The sequence below is a fragment of the Nocardioides sp. Z38_18 genome (assembly GCF_058215695.1).
The window spans coordinates 770,139-786,512 of the sequence record NZ_JBZAJE010000002.1; the positions used below are offsets into that span (position 1 = coordinate 770,139).

The following is a 16,374-nucleotide window of genomic DNA, read 5'->3' on the forward strand; positions in this document are numbered from 1 at the left end:
GGCTAGGCACCCGGTCCACGCGGCCGGGGCGAATCGAGCGACTCAGAGCGCCTTGAACGCGACCGAGTGCCATCCGGTGGCACCGTCCGGTACGACGTCGGTGCGCACCGAGGTCTGGGTGTAGCCGCTCGAGTCGGTCGCGCGCACCACCACCCGGTGCTCCCCGGGATCGACCCGCACCGTGGCCGCCCACTGCACCCAGGTGTCGGCGCCGGGGACCCGGCCGAGCTCGGCCTGCGCCCAGTCGGCGCCGTCGAGCTGGTACTCCACCTTCTCGACCCCGGTGTGCTGCGCCCACGCGCTGCCACCGATGCGGAGCACTCCTGCCTCCACCGAAGCGCCACCGACCGGTACGTCGATCCGCGACTGGGTCTTCACCGGGCCCTTCTCGCCCCAGCCCCGTTCGGTCCAGAACGCCGAGAACCGGTCGAAGGTGGTCACCTCGAGGTCCACCAGCCACTTGGTCGCCGAGACGTAGCCGTAGAGCCCGGGCACCACCATCCGGACCGGGAACCCGTGCTCGACCGCCAGCGGCCGGCCGTTCATCGCCAGCGCGAGCATCGAGCTGCGCTCGGGGTCGGTGAGCGCCGCCAGCGGGGTGCCGCAGTTCCAGCCGTCGCGCGAGGTCTGCAGCACCGCGTCGGCGCCGGGCTGCACGCCCGCCCCGGCGAGCAGGTCCCTGACCAGCACGCCGGACCACCACGCGTTGCCGACGAGGTCTCCCCCGACCTCGTTCGACACGCAGCACAGCGTCACCCACGCCTCGGTCAGCTCGCGGTCCACCAGGTCCTGGTAGCTGAAGGTCAGCTCGCGGTCGACCATGCCGTGGATGCGCAGCTCCCAGTCCCGCGGCGAGATCGACGGCGGCGCGAGCGCCGTGTGGATGATGTAGAAGTCCTCGTTGGCCGTGCGCCACGGCTCGATCCCCGGGACCCCGAGCGAGGCCCCGGCCGGCACCTCGCCACCGTGGACCGGCAGCCGCAGCAGCCGGCGTGCGCGCTCCACGTTGCGGCGCCCGCTGCCGGCGAACCGGCCCGCGGCGCCCAGCACCGCGACCCCGGCGACGACCCAGGCCGTCCGCTTGAGGAAGTCGCGACGCGGTGACCCGGCCCCGGGGTCGCTCTCCTGGCCCGCGCCCGCCGGGACCGGCGTCTCGCCGAGCAGGGGTGCGGTGAGCAGGCGCAGCGTGACGATCCAGGTGACGAACCCGATCATCAGCGCCAGGGAGGACCCGATCCCGGCCTGCGGCTCGCGCAGCACGGCCACCAGACCGATGCCCGCGAGCACGAAGAACACGACATCGGGCACCAGCGGGTAGCGCCGGACCCAGGAGGCGGCGTACGCGCAGATGCCCAGGACCGCCAGCACCGTGCCGGCCAGCAGCAGGGGCTTGTCGGCCGCGCCGACGAGGTGGATCAGGAACAGGGCGACCGGTCCCGGGGTCAGGTCGCGAACGGCCCCGGCCACGGCCTCGACCGGGCTGGACCCGGAACGCAGCGCGGTCGCCGCCGCCTCGCTCAGCACGAGCCCGGCGGCACCCGCGACCACCCCGGCGAGCGCGAACATCCGTCGCGACACCTCGCCCCTGGCCTCGCCCCGGTCGGGAGCCGGTGCGTCGGGAAGGGCGTGTCCGGTGGGGCTGGGAAAACCGGGGGACATGCTCACCTTCCCATCGTCGCCCATCGTGGTGGCCGCCGCGAAGTCCCCTCACCGCGCGTGCAGCCGATCCGAGGCATGATCACTCCCGTGAACCTGCGCATCGGCATCGGAACCGACGTCCACCGCCTCGCTCGAGGTCGTTCGATGCGGGTGGCCGGCCTGGATTGGCCCGAGGAGGAGCTGGGCCTCGAGGGCCACTCCGACGGCGACGTCGTGCTGCACGCGGTCTGCGACGCGCTGCTCTCGGCCGCCGCCCTCGGCGACCTCGGCAGCAACTTCGGTACGGCGGAGCCGCAGTGGGCCGGCGCCGCCAGCGACGACCTCCTCGCCGAGACGCTGAACCGTGTGCGCGCCGCCGGGTGGGAGGTCACCAACGTCGCGTGCCAGCTGATCGGCAACCGGCCGCGCTTCTCGGCCCGGCGCGAGGAGGCCGAGCGCGGGATCGCCCACCGGCACGGCATCAGCGTCTCGATCAGCGCCACCACCACCGACGGCCTCGGACTGACCGGCCGGGGCGAGGGGCTGGCGGCCGTCGCGACCGCGCTGCTCCAGGCGCAGGGCCCGCAGGGCTGAGGCGGCGGGCCTCGACCGCGAGCCCGCCTTGGGGCGGGTGCCACGATGGAATCATGCAGCCGGCCGCTGGATCCCTGCTGATCGCCTCGGCGACCTTGGTCGATCCGAACTTCGCGCGCTGCGTGGCCCTGATCCTGGACTGCAACGACGAGGGCAGCCTGGCCGTGATCCTCAACCGGCCCTCGAAGATCCCCGTCGGCGAGGTACTCACCCCGTGGCAGGACGTCACCACCGAGCCCGGGGTGTTCTTCCGCGGCGGGCCGGTCGAGCTCAACGCGGCGCTCGCCGTGGGCTCGATCGCCGAGACCGCGAACGGCGACCTCGAGCCCCACGGCTGGCAGTCGCTGGGCGGTGCGCTCGGGATCGTGGACCTCGACACCCCGCCGGAGGAGTTCCTGGGCCGCCTGACCGGCCTGCGCGTGTACGCCGGCTACACCGGCTGGTCGCCGGGCCAGCTCGAGGACGAGATCGAGGAGGGCAGCTGGCACGTCGTACCGGCGCTGACCTCCGACCTGTTCAGCCACACCCCCGACCAGCTGTGGCGCGACGTCCTCCGGCGCCAGCCGCCGCCGCTGTCGATGCTGGCCACGCTCCCCGAGGACGCGAACCTGAACTGACGGCGCCGCGGCCTCGCGGCGGCGGGGTCGTAACATCCGGGGCGACCTTGAGTTTCCCCCGAGTCGGAGGACACGGATGCGCACCTACGACGGGCTGAACCTGGCCGTGACCACCTACGGCCCGGTGGACGCCCCGCTCACGGTCTTCCTGGCGCACTGCTGGACGCTGAACCAGCAGGACTGGCACTACCAGGTGCGCGACCTGCAGCGGGAGTTCGGCCACGGCATCCGGATCGTCACCTGGGACCACCGCGGGCACGGCGACTCCGACCCCGTGCCCCGGGCGCAGGCCACCATCGAGAACCTCGCCCGCGACTGGGCCGACCTGATCGACGAGCTCGCGCCGACCGGTCCCCTCGTCCTCGCCGGGCACTCCATCGGCGGGATGACCCTGATGCAGCTCGCCGATCTGCGGCCCGACCTCTTCGAGCGGGTGGTGGGGATGGCGTTCGTCTCCACCTCGGCGGGCGAGCTCGACACCGTGACCCTGGGGCTCCCGGAGATGGGCGAGCGGATGCGCGCCCAGATCCCCCGACTGCTCGCGTTCCGCTCCCGCACCCTCTCGCGGCGGGCGCGGCGCCGCGCCCCGGTGGTGGAGCGGCTGGTGATGCGCCGCTACGTCTTCGGGCGGCCGCTGCGGCTGGCGGACGCGGCCCTGGCCGTGGACGGGCTGATCAACTGCCCCAGCGACACCGTCGTCGGGTTCTACGAGGACTGCATGCGCCACGACCGGCTGCACGCCCTCAAGGTGCTCTCGGGGATCCCCACCCAGGTCCTGGTCGGCAGCCGCGACGTGCTCACCCCCACCGCCCACGCGCGCCGGCTCGCCGAGAACATCGAGGGGGCGGTGCTCACCGTGGTCCCGGAGGCCGGGCACATGCTCCCGCTCGAGCGCGACCAGCTCGTCTCCGGCGTGCTCATCCGGCTGATCCGGCCACACCTGTGAGCGCACCGGCGAGCATCCGCACGGCCGCGGTGCTGCTGGCCGCGGGGTCCGGCACCCGGGTCGGGTCCTCGGTGAACAAGGTGCTGCTGCCGCTGGCCGGGATCCCGATCCTGGCGCGGTCGGTCCGCACGGTCCTCGAGGTCGACGGCGTGCACCGGGTCGTGCTCGTCGTACGTCCCGAAGACCGGGCCGAGGTGCGCGACGCGGTCGCCCCGCACCTCGGCGCCCACGACCTGTGGGTCGTCGACGGCGGCGCCCAGCGCCACGACTCCGAGTGGCAGGCGCTGCGCACCCTGGCCGACGAGATCGAGGACGACGAGCTCGACGTGGTCGCGATCCACGACGCGGCTCGTCCGCTGGCACCGGCGCCGCTGTGGCGCGAGGTGATCGACACCGCGGCCGAGCACGGGGCCGCGATCCCGGTCGTCGCGATGCCCCGGCTCTCCCACCGCAACGGCACCCTGGCCCCCGCTGGCTTGGGCGGCGTGCAGACCCCGCAGGCGTTCCGGGCGCGCGACCTGCTCTCCGCGCACCGCCGCGCGGCGCAGGACGGCTTCGTCGCCACCGACACGGCGGCGTGCCTGGAGCGCTACACCGACCTCGTGGTGCGCGGCGTGCCGAGCACCGCCGGGAACCTCAAGGTCACCTTCCCCGAGGACGTCGCCCTGGCCGAGGAGCTGCTCACCGGCTCTCGCTGAGGGCGGCCAGGACCTCGAGGTCGGCCTCGTCCTGGATCCGTCGCCCCTGCGCCGGGGCCTCGAGGGTCCGCAACGGGTACCGCCGGGCAAGCGCGTCCACCAGCGCAGCGAGGTCCCCGCAGGCCAGCTCCGCGACCGGGTCCCTGCCGCTGTCCCCCACCTCGGCGGCCAGCGCAGCCACCACGGCCGCGGGCAACACGACCGGGGAGGTCACACAGACGAGTTCGTCCCGGTCGACGGTGACGCCGAGCGAGGCAGCCGCGGCGTCGTACTCCTTGACCGTGTCGGTGACCGGTCGTACGCCGGCCACGACCGCCCCGGTGCGCCGCGCCTCCTCGACCGCCTGCTCGATGAACCACGCAGGGGTGAGCGGGCACAGCGGGTCGTGCACGACCAGCATCCGGCCCGACTCGCTCACCGCCGCGAACGGGACCCCCTGGTCGAACAGCTCGACCTCGGCGGCACCCAGCGCCCAGGAGGCCGCGGCGACCAGCGACTCGCCGTGGACCAGCAGGAACGGCAGTGTCCCCCGGCCCTCCAGCGGCACGACGCCGAGCGGGGGGGCGAGCCCCTCGTAGATCTCCATGGCTCAGTAGTTTCCCTGCACCTCGCCCGGACATACATCGAGCCCCCGGACTCAAGGTCACGGAGGCTCGACGGAGACTGTCGATAAGTCAGTTGTTCAGGAAGCGAGAACCTCGTCGAGGATCGACTCGGCCTTGTCCTCGTTGGTGTGCTCGGCCAGGGCCAGCTCGGAGACGAGGATCTGGCGCGCCTTGGCCAGCATCCGCTTCTCACCGGCGGACAGGCCCCGGTCACGCTCGCGGCGCCACAGGTCGCGGACGACCTCGGACACCTTCATCACGTCACCGGAGTGCAGCTTCTCGAGGTTGGCCTTGTAACGGCGCGACCAGTTGGTCGGCTCATCGGGGACCACTGCCCGGAGCACGTCGAAGACGCGATCGAGGCCGGCCTTGTCGACGACGTCGCGGACACCCACGAGGTCGAGGTTGCACGCCGGCACTCGGACCACGAGGTCCTGCTGCGCGACGATTCGGAGTACCAGGTACTGCTTTTCTTCACCCTTGATGGTGCGCATCTCGATGTTTTCGATGACCGCGGCCCCGTGATTGGGATATACGACCGTTTCGCCGACAGTGAATGACATATGTAGTGAACCCCTTTCGAGGGGTCTAGTCTAACACGCCCGGAGGTGGCCCCAATCACACGTATTCGCAGGTCAGAGGGCCTGTTGGGGGTTGACAGGATCCGGATCCATGTGGTGCGACCAGTCGGACATGGGCAGATTGGGTTCGGGTGACAAGCCGGTCAGGGCCTGCGAAACGTCGCCAACCGTGTGGTGATGCTCAATACTGCGACCCATGAGCACACAGACAGCCTCGAGCACGACGGGACAGCTGCGGTCCTTCATCCGTGCCGCCCACCCCCGTCAGGCCGTCGCCTTCGCCGCGGTCGTCGGGCTGCTCTCCGCACTGATCGGCCGGCCCGCGCGCGAGGTGCTGGCCGCTGCCGGGGCGGTGCTGGTCGCGCAGCTGCTCCTGGGCCTGCTCAACGACCTGATCGACCACGACGTGGACCGCAACTCCGGCGCTCCCGGCAAGCCGATCGCCGAGGGGCTGATCCCTCCGGGGAACGCCAGCTTCGGCATCGCCGTACTCCTGCTGCTGGTCCTGCCCCTGTCGCTGCAGAACGGTCCCACCGCAGGGCTGTTCCTGCTCTCCACACTGGTCGTCGGGTTCGTGCACAACCGCTGGCTCAAGGGCACCGCACTGTCCTGGCTGGGCTGGGCAGTCACCTTCGCGCTGCTCGCCTGCTTCGTGACCTACGGCGGCTGGGGCCGGGAGACCGAGGGATCGGCACCGTTCACCAGCTTCGTGGTGCTGTGCGCACTGCTCGGTGTCGCGGTCCACTTCCTCACCGCCCTGCCCGACCTGGTGCTCGACCACGTGGCCAAGGTCCGGCACCTGCCGCTGCGGGTCGCGCTGCGCACCGGAGCCCCCCGGTTGCGGCTCCTGACGCTGGTCGCGACGGCCCTGGTCCTGGTCGCGATCGTGTGGACCACAGCCCTGAACTCCTCCATCGCTCACTGAGCGATAGGCTCGCCGGACGACGAACCCGTTCGTGACACGTTCTATGATCAACGAGCCTGGACACTGCCCCGGACCGAGCGCCCGGCGGCGCTCCGAGAGGAACCGCATCGCCATGTTGACGCCCGTCCGCCGCCGTCTGGCCCCGCTGGCCGCACTCGCGCTCGTGCCCGTCCTGGGCGGGTGCGGGATCCCGGGCTTCGCCGGGTCCGAGTACCAGACCGATCAGGTCTACCAGCCCTCGGTCGGCGCCAACGAGACCTCCGGCACGGTCAAGGTGCTCAACGCCGCGATCGTCAGCTCCGACGACGGCGAGGGCACGTTCGTGGGCTCGTTCGTCAACCAGGACCGCACCGAGACCGCCACGCTCGACCAGCTGACCGGTGACGGGGTCAAGGCCGAGATCGCCACCCCGGTGAGCATCAAGCCCGAGAGCCTGGTCGCGACGGCCGACACCGGCTCCATCCTGATCACCGGTGACGACGTCACCCCCGGCAAGTACGTCCGGCTGACCATGGTCTTCAGCACCGGCCAGAAGACGACGGTCAACACCCCGGTCGTGGCCGCCGCCGAGGAGTTCGAGGACATCACCCCGGCCACCCCCGCCGCCACCCCGAGCGCCTCCCCCACCAGCTGAGGACCGTGCGATGAGCGAGTCGACCCACACCCTGATCCTGCTGCGCCACGGCCAGAGCGACTGGAACGCCAAGAACCTGTTCACCGGGTGGGTCGACGTGGCGCTGACCGACCAGGGTCGTGCGGAGGCGATCGCGGGCGGTGAGCAGCTCGTCGAGGCGGGCCTGCTGCCCGACGTCGTACACACCTCGCTGCTGCGCCGCGCCATCACCACCGCGCACCTGTCCCTCGACGTCGCGGACCGGCACTGGATCCCGGTACGCCGCTCGTGGCGGCTCAACGAACGCCACTACGGCGCGCTCCAGGGCAAGGACAAGAAGCAGACCCTCGAGGAGTACGGCGAGGAGCAGTTCATGACCTGGCGCCGCTCCTTCGACGTCCCCCCGCCGCCCATCGACGACGCCGACGAGTGGTCGCAGGCCGGCGACGTCCGCTACGCCGACCTCGGCGAGGAGATGCCCCGCACGGAGTGCCTCAAGGACGTGATCGAGCGGATGCTGCCCTACTGGGACGCCTCGATCGTCCCGGACCTCCGGGCCGGCAACACCGTGCTGATCGCTGCCCACGGCAACAGCCTCCGCGCGATCGTGAAGCACCTCGACGCGATCAGCGACGAGGACATCGCCGGCCTGAACATCCCCACCGGCATGCCCCTGGTCTACGAGCTCGACGCCGACCTCCGCCCCACCGTCCCCGGCGGCCGCTACCTCGACCCCGAGGCCGCCGCTGCTGCGGCTGAGGCTGTCGCGAACCAGGGCCGCTGAGCGGTCCCGTTCCCCGGCGGGCGGGGTCCGTTTCGCTCGGTCGAGCTCAACAAATGTTGGGATGTGACGTTCAGACGCCTGTTCTGCACGCCACAACCCAACAAATGCGCGTCCCCGTGGTCCAACTGTTGGGGACCGCTGGCGTACGAGACTGCTTCACCGGCCTGGGAAGTGGACCCGCCAGTCATCGCGCACCGGTCCGATCCGCATGCCACGCTTCCTGAGCACCTTGGCGACCCGCATGATCGTCTGCTCGGGCACCTGGAAGATCCCCCGACTCGTCACGACCAGCAGCCGCCAGTCGTGGTCGTCGATCTCCTCACGCCGCTCGAGGTCTGCGTCCCACTGATCCCTGTCCTCCGCATGGTGCCGGCCGTCGTACTCCACAATTGTGCGAACTGATAGATAGCTGAGGTCGAACCGGCGCAGAACCCGGCCGTGGCTGTCGACGATCGTGTGATTGACCTTCGGTTCGGGCAGGCCCGCAAGGACCAGCAGCATCCGGAGCCGGCTCTCCATGGGGGAGTCCACCTCGGCCCGCCCGTACCGCGCGCCGCGACGAGCACGACGGGAATGCCAGCGCGCTGTCGAGGCGCAGAACTTCTGCAGCTCATGGACGGTGAAGAGCCCGAGTCGCACCATGGCATCGCCCACCACGACGAGATCGACCAGGCTGAGCCTTCCGGCGAGCTCGATGAACAGGTCGAGTGGCGCACTGGTCCGTACGTTGTTGACCTCCTCCACCACCGTCTCCTCGCAGGCAACGTGACATGCGATCCCGTACCGCTGGACTCGCTCCTCCTGCCTCATCACCGAGACGTGTGCCCGATCGCACGGCGGAACGGGCAGTCCGCGCAAGGCCGCAGCCGATTCATGACTGGCGATCGCGGTCTCGGGATGCAACGCCAGGGCACCCATGACATGGATCTCCGGGGTGTTCGGGACACGCGCGTCGACGTACACACCCCGGAAGATCCGTCGGAACAGCGACGTGCGCAGGATCCTCGGATCCATGCCCGCCGCGACGGCGTCCGCCCGGGTGAATGGGCGTCGCGTGTCGATCGGGCGCTTGCGAGTAGACGGAACTGTCGACATACGTGCAAGCGGACAGCCTCTGCGGAGCACTCGCCGGACACATCTGTGGGTCTGGGGACGAGAAGCACTACCTGCGGGGCTGGGCGCGGAAAGTGGTCGAGTGCACCGCACTCCACAAATGTTGGGTCGGGACGCCTAATCGGCCCGGTTCGACGTCGCAACCCCACAAATGTTGGGGTTCCCCGTCGCTCTTTGCTCCCACGACGCCGCAACCCAACATTTGTGTGGGCGCAGGCCCACCCCACTCACACGTACTGCGGGTGCTCCCCCGTGACCAGGAAGACGACGCGGCGCGCGACCGAGACGGCGTGGTCGGCGATGCGCTCGTAGTAGCGGCCGAGGAGGGCGATGTCGACCGCGGGCTCCACGCCGTGGGTCCAGTCGGAGCCGAGGAGCTCGCGGAAGGAGTTGCGGCGCAGCTTGTCCATCTCCTGGTCGGCCTCCTCGAGCTCCTCGGCCGCGGCGACGTCGGAGTGGGCGATCACGTGCTCGACCTTGCCGATCATCACCTCGGCGACCGCGGCCATCCGCGCCACCATCGGCACCACCTGGTCGGGCACGGCGACGTCGGGCACGCGGAGGCGGGCGATCTTGGCGATGTGTACGGCGAGGTCGCCCATCCGCTCGAGCTCGCTGACCATCCGCAGCGAGGCGACCAGCATCCGCAGGTCCCCGGCGACGGGGTTCTGCAGGGAGAGCAGCTCGAAGCTGTGCTCCTCCAGCTTGCTGCGCAAGGCGTCGATCGTGGCGTCACCGCTGATCACCCGCTCGGCCTGCTGGGCGTCTCCCTCGAGCAACGCGGAGGTCGCCTCGGAGACGGCCTCGCGCACGAGGCGGGCCATCGTCACGAGGTCGTCCCGGATGGAGTCGAGCTGGTCGTTGTAGGCATCACGCATGACAGGGAACCTAGGGGCGCGAGGTGAAGGACTGGCGTCGTTGCGTGAACCGGAGGTGAACAGCGACCGAAGGTGTGGTCCAGAGGCCACGAGCACGCGGGGTGGCTGCGTACGATCGACCGCGTGAGCCCGACTCTGCAGGCCCTCCTCTTCGCGCTGCTCGGAGCAGTGCTCGGTGGCGGCGCCGTGCTCGCGTTCTGGGTCAGCGAGCGCCAGCTCCGCCCGACGGTCCCGGTCGAGCCCGAGCTGCCTCCCGGCGTGGCCGCGGTGCTCTCCGTGCTCCGCAGCAGCGCCCTCGTCGTCGATGCCAGCGACACCGTGCTGAAGGCGTCGGCCCCCGCGACCGCCATGGGCATCGTGCGTGACGGGGAGATCACCGAGCGCGAGCTCGCCGACCTCGTGCGCCAGGTACGCCGGGACGGGCAGATCCGCGAGACCGAGCTGAGCATGCAGCGGCCCGGAATGCCTCCGCGCCACGTCACCGCCCGGGTCGCCCCGCTGAGCTCCCAGCTGGTGCTGGCGCTGATCGAGGACCGCACCCGCGAGCGCCGGGTCGAGTCGATCCGGCGCGACTTCGTGGCCAACGTGAGCCACGAGCTGAAGACCCCTGTGGGCGCGATCAAGCTGCTCGCCGACGCGGTCCTCGACGCGGCCGACGACCCCGACGCCGTACAGCGCTTCGCCGGCCGGATGCACACCGAGAGCGAGCGCCTGACCCGGCTGGTGCAGCAGATCATCGAGCTCTCCCGGCTCCAGGGCGACGACCCGCTGGAGCAGCCCGTGCCCGTCGAGGCCGACCACATCATCGCGCGGGCCCTCGACGAGAACCTCACCGACGCAGCAGCCCGTCGCATCGACCTGGTCCGCGACGGCACCGAGGGCCTGGTCCTCCTCGGCAACCGCGAGCAGATCGCCGTCGCCCTGAGCAACCTGGTCGCGAACGCGGTGGCTTACTCCCCCGAGGGCTCCTCGGTCGTGGTCACCGCCACCGCCCACGAGGGCGCGGTCGACCTCAGCGTGACCGACCGCGGCATCGGGATCCCCTCCCACGAGCTCGACCGCATCTTCGAGCGCTTCTACCGCGTCGACCCGGCACGGCACCGCTCCACCGGCGGGACAGGCCTGGGCCTCTCGGTCGTCAAGCACGTCGCCGCCTCCCACGGCGGGGAGGTGCGGGTCTGGTCGGTCGAAGGGCAGGGGTCGACCTTCACGCTCACCCTGCCGCGCAAGCCCGGCCAGCTGCCGGACCCGGCACCTGGCCCCACGACCAGCCCCACCGCGACCGACCCCAGCACCACAGGCCCGACCCCGCGCACCGACCGCACCGACCGCACCAAGGAGAACGTGTGAGCACGCCCCGAGACCGAGCTCGTTCGACCGGCCCCCGACCAGCCGGGACGCCCGCGTGACCCGCGTCCTCGTCGTGGAGGACGAGGAGAGCTACAGCGACCCGCTCGCCTACATGCTCCGCAAGGAAGGGTTCGAGGTGGCCATCGCCGCCACCGGTCCCGAGGCGATCGCGGAGTTCGACCGGGCCGGCGCCGACATCGTCCTGCTCGACCTGATGCTGCCCGGCCTGCCGGGCACCGAGGTGTGCCGCCAGCTGCGGCAATCCTCCAACGTGCCGATCATCATGGTCAGCGCCAAGGACGAGGAGGTCGACAAGGTGGTCGGCCTCGAGCTCGGAGCCGACGACTACGTCACCAAGCCGTACTCCTCGCGCGAGCTGGTGGCGCGGCTGCGCGCCGTACTGCGCCGGGGCGCCGAGCCCGACCCCGCACCGGCCACCCTGGAGGTCGGGCCCGTGCGGATGGACACCGAGCGCCACGTCGTCACGGTCTCGGGGGCCGAGGTGCGGCTGCCGCTCAAGGAGTTCGAGCTCCTCGAGATGTTCCTGCGAAACCCCGGGCGGGTGCTGACCCGCGGTCAGCTGATCGACCGGGTCTGGGGCTCCGACTACGTCGGCGACACCAAGACCCTCGACGTGCACGTCAAGCGGCTCCGGTCCAAGCTCGAGGCCAACCCGGCCGAGCCGAAGCTGCTCACCACCGTGCGCGGGCTGGGCTACAAGCTCGACCTCTGACACGAGGAGTCGCCCGGCACCGATTCGACCGCGGGACGCTGGGCACTGGGCCCGACGTGGGCATACGCAAGATCGGGGTCGAGGAGGAGATGCTGCTCCTCGACCCGGCGACCGGTCTCCTCAGCGCCGTGGGCCGTCGCGCCGTACGCGACCAGACCTGGCGCGACCAGGAGACGTCCGAGGACGATCCGCCGGTGGAGAAGGAGCTGTTCCTCGAGCAGTTCGAGACCCAGACCCCACCGTGCGAGAAGCTCGAGGACCTCGCGGTGGAGCTGCGGCGCGGCCGCAGGGTCCTGGTGGAGGCGGCCGAGAACGCCGGCGCTGCGGCGGCCGCGGTCGCCGTACCGATGCTGCCCGGCGACGTGCACGTCACCCCGAACCCGCGGTACCGCCGCATCCACGAGGAGTTCGGGGAGGTCGCGCGCTCGGCGCTGGCCTGTGCCATGCACGTGCACGTCGACATCGAGGACCCCGAGGAAGGTGTCCGGGTCCTCGACGGGATCGCCCCGTGGCTGCCGGTGCTGCTCGCGATCAGTGCGAACTCGCCGTACTTCCACGGGCGCGACACCGGTCACGCGAGCTGGCGCGCCCGGGTGTGGGGCCGGTGGCCCTCCCAGGGCAGCGGCGAGCCGTTCGGTGACGTGAGGACGTACGACGAGGTCACCCGCCACCTCGTGGAGTGGGGCGCCGCGCTCGACGACGGCATGGTCTACCTCGACGCGCGGCTGGCGAGCAACTACCCCACGGTCGAGGTGCGGGTGGCCGACGTGTGCACCGACCTCGACGACACCCTCCTCGTCGCGGCCCTGACCCGCGCGCTCGTGACCACCGCGGCCGCGCAGGAACCCCGGCGGTGGCGCAGCGACCTGCTGCGTGCGGCGTCGTGGCGGGCCTCGCGCTACGGCATCGGTGACCGGCTGGTCGACCCGCGCCGACGCGATCTCACCCCGGCCCGGGAGGTGATCGAGTCGTTCGTCGAGCACGTGCGCCCGGCCCTGGAGGACGCCGGTGACCTCGAGACCGTGCGCGCGCACGTCGAGCGACTGCTGGCGACCGGCAACGGCGCGATCCGGCAGCGGCGCCGCTACGAGGCGAGTGGCGGGTCCCTGCCGGCAGTGGTCCAGGACGTGCTGGACCGCACCCGGGAGTCGGCGGACTCCTGAGCTCGGGGCGCGGACTGGCCGGATCTCGACGTACGACGGCCGTGGTTCACCTGCCGGGTTGTCGGTGCTCGCACCTAGGCTCTCGGGAGTGACCGAGACGACGCGAACGCCTGCCTGGCTCCCGCTGGCCGCGGTCGGGTGCACGCTGGTGTTCTGGGCCTCCGCCTTCGTCGCGATCCGCCACCTCGGGCACGACTTCGGCCCCGGCGCGCTGTCCCTGGGGCGGCTGCTGGTCGGCTCGCTGTGCCTCGCCGTGGTCGCGCTCTCGCGCGGCGTCCCGCGGCCCACCCGGCGCGAGCTCGCGTCCATCGCCGCCATCGGCCTGCTCTGGTTCGGGCTCTACAACGTCGCGCTGAACGCCGGCGAGCGGATGGTCGACGCCGGCACGGCCGCGATGCTGATCCAGGTCTCGCCGGTACTGATCGCGCTGCTCGCCGCGCTGTTCCTCGGCGAGAGGTTCACCGCCCCGCTCGCGATCGGGCTCACCCTCGCGTTCGCCGGGGTGGCGCTGATCGCGTTCGCCACCAGCCCGCCCGGGTCGGTGGACGGTCACGACTACGTGCTCGGCGTGCTGCTGTGCCTGGTCAGCGCGGTGGCGTACTCGATCAGCCTGATCCTGCAGAAGCCGCTGATGGTGCGGCTGCCCGCCGTGCAGGTGACCTGGCTGGCGTGCACCGTGGGGGCGATCAGCTGCCTGCCGTTCGCGGGCCAGCTGCTCACCCAGGTCCGGGAGGCGCCTGCGTCCTCGACGTGGTGGCTGGTCTACCTCGGGGTCTTCCCCACCGCGATCGCGTTCACCACCTACGCGTTCGCTCTCAAGCACATGAGCGCGAGCAACCTGGGGGTGACCACCTACCTGGTCCCGCCTATCACGATCGTGCTCGGCGTGCTCTTCCTCAGCGAGGCGCCGCCGCTGATGGCGTACGTCGGCGGGGTGCTCGCCCTGGTCGGGGTCGCGGTCACCCGGCGCAAGCCGCGCGCGCGGCCCGTCGACCCGGTGGACTCGGCCCACCCCGAGTCGAGCCCGGCCCGCTGAGCGTCGCGGTCAGCCAGCCGACTCCGGGGTCCCGCGGGTGTCCAGGTCGAGCGGGCCGCGGAACGCCTCCAGGTTGCGGATCGACTCCCCTCGCGAGACGCGCCAGTCCCACTCCTTGCGGATCGAGGAGGCGAAGCCCAGCTCGAGGATGGTGTTGAACGAGCCGTCGGCGTACTCCAGGACGGCGCCCAGCAGCCGGTCGATCTCGGCGGGGGTCACGCCCTGGAGCGGGAGCCGGGCGTCGAGGTAGATGTCGCCGACCCCGTCGAGGGCGAAGGCCACGGCGTACATCTTCATGTTGCGTTCCAGCAGCCAGCGGTAGACGCCCTCGAAGTTCTCGTCGGGCTTGCGGCACACGAACGCGTGCACCTCCAGGGCGTGCCGGCCCACGTCGAAGCGGCACGGCGTCTGCTGCTTCTTCTCCCCCGGCAGCACCACGTTCAGCGAGGTCGGCGAGAGCTGCGACCACTCCAGGTCGCCCTCGGCGAAGATCTGCTTCAGCGCGTCCAGCACCTGCTGGCGCTCGGCGGAGATGGGCTCGTCGGTCACGGCTTCATCGACATCGGTCACGTGTCCGATGATGGCACCCGCCCCGCAAATGCTGGGAAATTCCCCTGTCCCAGGACGATCCGACTGTCATTTCCCAGCAATTGCGCCGCGGGGGACGGTCGAAAGCGCGAGCTACAGCGCGATCCCGCTGAGGTCCCCGCGCATCTTCGCCTGGGCCTCGGCGTAGACCTTGAGCATGGTGTCGGCGGTGCGGTCCCAGCCGAACTGCTGGGCGTGGGTCCGGGCGCCGGCGGCGAGGGTGTCGCGGAGGCCGGGCTCGAGCAGGACGCGTTCGAAGGCGGAGGCGTACGACGCGGGCTCGTGGCCCTCGATGAGCAGGCCGGAGCGGCCGTCGCGGACCGCGGTGGTGAGGCCGCCGACGGCTGCCGCTACCACGGGGGTGCCGGCGGCCTGGGCCTCGACGGCAACCAGCCCGAAGCTCTCGTTGTACGACGGCACGCACACCAGCGTGGAGGCGGCGTACCAGTCGACGAGCCCGTCCTGCCGCACCGGCGGGACGAAGCGCACCGAGCCGGTGATGCCGAGGTCGTCGGCCAGCCGGACCAGGGAGTCGGGCCGGGCCAGCCCGGAGCCCGACGGCCCGCCCACGACCGCGACGGTGAGCGAGGAGCGCAGCTCGGGACGGCGCTCGAGTAGCACCGCGACGGCCCGCAGCATCACGTCGGGAGCCTTGAGCGGCTGGATCCGGCCCACGAAGGTGATCACCGGTCCCGAGGGGGGCAGGCCCAGCCGAGCACGCGCCGCGGCGGGATCGGCGGGACAGAAGGTGGCGAGGTCGACGCCGGGGTGGACCACCTCGACCCGCCCGGGGTCGGCGTCGTAGAGGTCGATCAGCTGCTTGGCCTCGTCGTCGGTGTTCGCCACGAGCATGTCCGCGGCGCTGACGACCTGCTCCTCGCCGATCAGCCGGGCCATAGGCTCGGGGCTGTCCCCGGTCGCCAGCGCGGCGTTCTTCACCTTGGCCATCGTGTGCATCGTGTGCACCAGCGGCACGCCCCAGCGGTCGCGGGCGAGCGCGCCCACCTGGCCGCTGAGCCAGTAGTGGCTGTGCACGAGGTCGTAGTAGCCGGGCGCGTTGTAGGCCTCCGCGCGCAGCACCTCACGGGCGAAGACGCACAGCTGCGCGGGCAGCTCGTGCTTGGTCAGCCCCTCGTAGGGCCCCGCGGAGACGTGGTGCACCCGGATGCCGTCGCTGACGTCGACCACCGGGGGCAGCGCGCTGCCCACCGCGCGGGTGAACACGTCGACCTCGACCTGGCGCTGGGCGAGCCGGCGCGCGAGCTCGAGCACGTAGACGTTCATCCCGCCCGCATCACCCGTGCCCGGCTGGTCCAGGGGCGAGGTGTGCAGGCTGATCATCGCGACCCGGCCCAGGCGGGGAGCCGGTGCCGTGTTCGCGTCGTACGCCGATGAGTGGTGCCGCAATTGATGAACCTCCCCATCGGTAACCGCGACCGGGCCCGCTCCATTCCGCCGAGTCTCGCTCTTATCATTGCTGGGCGGCCACGGTGGGACGACACCGGACCTGCG

Annotated in this window: 18 protein-coding genes; 11 read left to right on the plus strand and 7 right to left on the minus strand. The window is 71.4% G+C overall.

Features of this window, described 5'->3' with window-relative positions:
- Window positions 1-42 precede the first annotated feature (42 nt).
- The gene (locus tag AC4BGC_RS14865) at window positions 43-1,659 is read right to left on the minus strand and encodes a molybdopterin-dependent oxidoreductase (RefSeq protein WP_490557190.1); all 1,617 of its coding nucleotides are present in this window, start codon (window positions 1,657-1,659) and stop codon (window positions 43-45) included.
- 87 nt (window positions 1,660-1,746) lie between these two features.
- Between AC4BGC_RS14865 and ispF the strand changes: the two genes are divergently transcribed.
- The 4 genes from ispF to AC4BGC_RS14885 all read left to right on the plus strand — a co-directional run bounded on the left by ispF (window position 1,747) and on the right by AC4BGC_RS14885 (window position 4,493).
- On the plus strand, window positions 1,747-2,232 hold the full coding sequence (gene ispF / locus AC4BGC_RS14870; protein ID WP_490548448.1) for a 2-C-methyl-D-erythritol 2,4-cyclodiphosphate synthase: 486 nt from the start codon (window positions 1,747-1,749) through the stop codon (window positions 2,230-2,232).
- A gap of 53 nt (window positions 2,233-2,285) precedes the next feature.
- On the plus strand, window positions 2,286-2,849 hold the full coding sequence (locus AC4BGC_RS14875) for a YqgE/AlgH family protein (protein ID WP_490547646.1): 564 nt from the start codon (window positions 2,286-2,288) through the stop codon (window positions 2,847-2,849).
- Window positions 2,850-2,925: 76 nt separating this feature from the next.
- Window positions 2,926-3,795, plus strand: coding sequence for an alpha/beta fold hydrolase (locus AC4BGC_RS14880; protein WP_490556434.1), 870 nt, complete (start codon window positions 2,926-2,928; stop codon window positions 3,793-3,795).
- On the plus strand, window positions 3,792-4,493 hold the full coding sequence (locus AC4BGC_RS14885; RefSeq protein WP_490556435.1) for an IspD/TarI family cytidylyltransferase: 702 nt from the start codon (window positions 3,792-3,794) through the stop codon (window positions 4,491-4,493). Before AC4BGC_RS14880 ends, AC4BGC_RS14885 begins: the two co-directional genes overlap by 4 nt.
- Here AC4BGC_RS14885 and AC4BGC_RS14890 read toward each other — a convergent pair.
- Complete coding sequence (locus AC4BGC_RS14890) at window positions 4,477-5,079, minus strand: 2-C-methyl-D-erythritol 4-phosphate cytidylyltransferase (protein WP_490556436.1); 603 nt, start codon at window positions 5,077-5,079, stop codon at window positions 4,477-4,479. The genes AC4BGC_RS14885 and AC4BGC_RS14890 overlap by 17 nt on opposite strands.
- 96 nt (window positions 5,080-5,175) lie before the next feature.
- Window positions 5,176-5,661, minus strand: a complete 486-nt coding sequence (locus AC4BGC_RS14895; protein WP_490547642.1) for a CarD family transcriptional regulator — start codon at window positions 5,659-5,661, stop codon at window positions 5,176-5,178.
- Between the two features lie 214 nt (window positions 5,662-5,875).
- On the opposite strand from AC4BGC_RS14895, the gene AC4BGC_RS14900 reads away from it, so the two are divergent.
- From AC4BGC_RS14900 to AC4BGC_RS14910, 3 genes are all read left to right on the plus strand, one after another.
- Window positions 5,876-6,604: a UbiA family prenyltransferase gene (locus AC4BGC_RS14900; RefSeq protein ID WP_490556437.1), complete on the plus strand. Its 729-nt coding sequence runs from the start codon at window positions 5,876-5,878 to the stop codon at window positions 6,602-6,604.
- Window positions 6,605-6,716: 112 nt separating this feature from the next.
- A complete protein-coding gene (locus AC4BGC_RS14905; protein ID WP_490556438.1) occupies window positions 6,717-7,238 on the plus strand; it encodes a hypothetical protein in 522 nt (173 codons plus the stop codon).
- A 10-nt stretch (window positions 7,239-7,248) separates the two neighbouring features.
- Window positions 7,249-8,001, plus strand: a complete 753-nt coding sequence (locus AC4BGC_RS14910; protein WP_490547639.1) for a phosphoglyceromutase — start codon at window positions 7,249-7,251, stop codon at window positions 7,999-8,001.
- A gap of 156 nt (window positions 8,002-8,157) precedes the next feature.
- Here the strand turns inward: AC4BGC_RS14910 and AC4BGC_RS14915 are convergent, their stop codons facing one another.
- Window positions 8,158-9,015, minus strand: a complete 858-nt coding sequence (locus tag AC4BGC_RS14915; protein WP_490556439.1) for a hypothetical protein — start codon at window positions 9,013-9,015, stop codon at window positions 8,158-8,160.
- 326 nt (window positions 9,016-9,341) lie between these two features.
- Window positions 9,342-9,992, minus strand: a complete 651-nt coding sequence (gene phoU / locus AC4BGC_RS14920) for a phosphate signaling complex protein PhoU (protein WP_490547637.1) — start codon at window positions 9,990-9,992, stop codon at window positions 9,342-9,344.
- Between the two features lie 123 nt (window positions 9,993-10,115).
- Between phoU and AC4BGC_RS14925 the strand changes: the two genes are divergently transcribed.
- The 4 genes from AC4BGC_RS14925 (at window position 10,116) to AC4BGC_RS14940 (ending at window position 14,274) form a co-directional block, all read left to right on the plus strand.
- Entirely contained in the window at window positions 10,116-11,342 is a 1,227-nt protein-coding gene (locus AC4BGC_RS14925; RefSeq protein WP_490556440.1) for a sensor histidine kinase, read from the plus strand.
- Between the two features lie 55 nt (window positions 11,343-11,397).
- Complete coding sequence (locus tag AC4BGC_RS14930) at window positions 11,398-12,075, plus strand: winged helix-turn-helix domain-containing protein (RefSeq protein WP_490556441.1); 678 nt, start codon at window positions 11,398-11,400, stop codon at window positions 12,073-12,075.
- Between the two features lie 56 nt (window positions 12,076-12,131).
- Window positions 12,132-13,238, plus strand: coding sequence for a carboxylate-amine ligase (locus AC4BGC_RS14935; RefSeq protein WP_490556442.1), 1,107 nt, complete (start codon window positions 12,132-12,134; stop codon window positions 13,236-13,238).
- Between the two features lie 88 nt (window positions 13,239-13,326).
- Entirely contained in the window at window positions 13,327-14,274 is a 948-nt protein-coding gene (locus AC4BGC_RS14940; RefSeq protein WP_490556443.1) for a DMT family transporter, read from the plus strand.
- A gap of 9 nt (window positions 14,275-14,283) precedes the next feature.
- On the opposite strand, the gene AC4BGC_RS14945 is transcribed toward AC4BGC_RS14940, so the two are convergent.
- On the minus strand, window positions 14,284-14,844 hold the full coding sequence (locus tag AC4BGC_RS14945; RefSeq protein ID WP_490556444.1) for a type III secretion system chaperone family protein: 561 nt from the start codon (window positions 14,842-14,844) through the stop codon (window positions 14,284-14,286).
- Window positions 14,845-14,955: 111 nt separating this feature from the next.
- Window positions 14,956-16,269: a D-inositol-3-phosphate glycosyltransferase gene (gene mshA, locus AC4BGC_RS14950; RefSeq protein ID WP_490556445.1), complete on the minus strand. Its 1,314-nt coding sequence runs from the start codon at window positions 16,267-16,269 to the stop codon at window positions 14,956-14,958.
- Window positions 16,270-16,374: the final 105 nt, after the last annotated feature.

Excerpts from the sequence above, each read along its gene's own strand:
- AC4BGC_RS14865 (WP_490557190.1), bottom strand. The coding sequence starts at position 1,659 with ATGTCCCCCGGTTTTCCCAGCCCCACCGGACACGCCCTTCCCGACGCA.
- phoU (WP_490547637.1), bottom strand. The coding sequence starts at position 9,992 with ATGCGTGATGCCTACAACGACCAGCTCGACTCCATCCGGGACGACCTC.
- AC4BGC_RS14905 (WP_490556438.1), top strand. The coding sequence starts at position 6,717 with ATGTTGACGCCCGTCCGCCGCCGTCTGGCCCCGCTGGCCGCACTCGCG.
- AC4BGC_RS14910 (WP_490547639.1), top strand. The coding sequence starts at position 7,249 with ATGAGCGAGTCGACCCACACCCTGATCCTGCTGCGCCACGGCCAGAGC.
- AC4BGC_RS14875 (WP_490547646.1), top strand. The coding sequence starts at position 2,286 with ATGCAGCCGGCCGCTGGATCCCTGCTGATCGCCTCGGCGACCTTGGTC.
- AC4BGC_RS14890 (WP_490556436.1), bottom strand. The coding sequence starts at position 5,079 with ATGGAGATCTACGAGGGGCTCGCCCCCCCGCTCGGCGTCGTGCCGCTG.
- AC4BGC_RS14880 (WP_490556434.1), top strand. The coding sequence starts at position 2,926 with ATGCGCACCTACGACGGGCTGAACCTGGCCGTGACCACCTACGGCCCG.
- AC4BGC_RS14895 (WP_490547642.1), bottom strand. The coding sequence starts at position 5,661 with ATGTCATTCACTGTCGGCGAAACGGTCGTATATCCCAATCACGGGGCC.
- AC4BGC_RS14915 (WP_490556439.1), bottom strand. The coding sequence starts at position 9,015 with ATGGATCCGAGGATCCTGCGCACGTCGCTGTTCCGACGGATCTTCCGG.
- AC4BGC_RS14900 (WP_490556437.1), top strand. The coding sequence starts at position 5,876 with ATGAGCACACAGACAGCCTCGAGCACGACGGGACAGCTGCGGTCCTTC.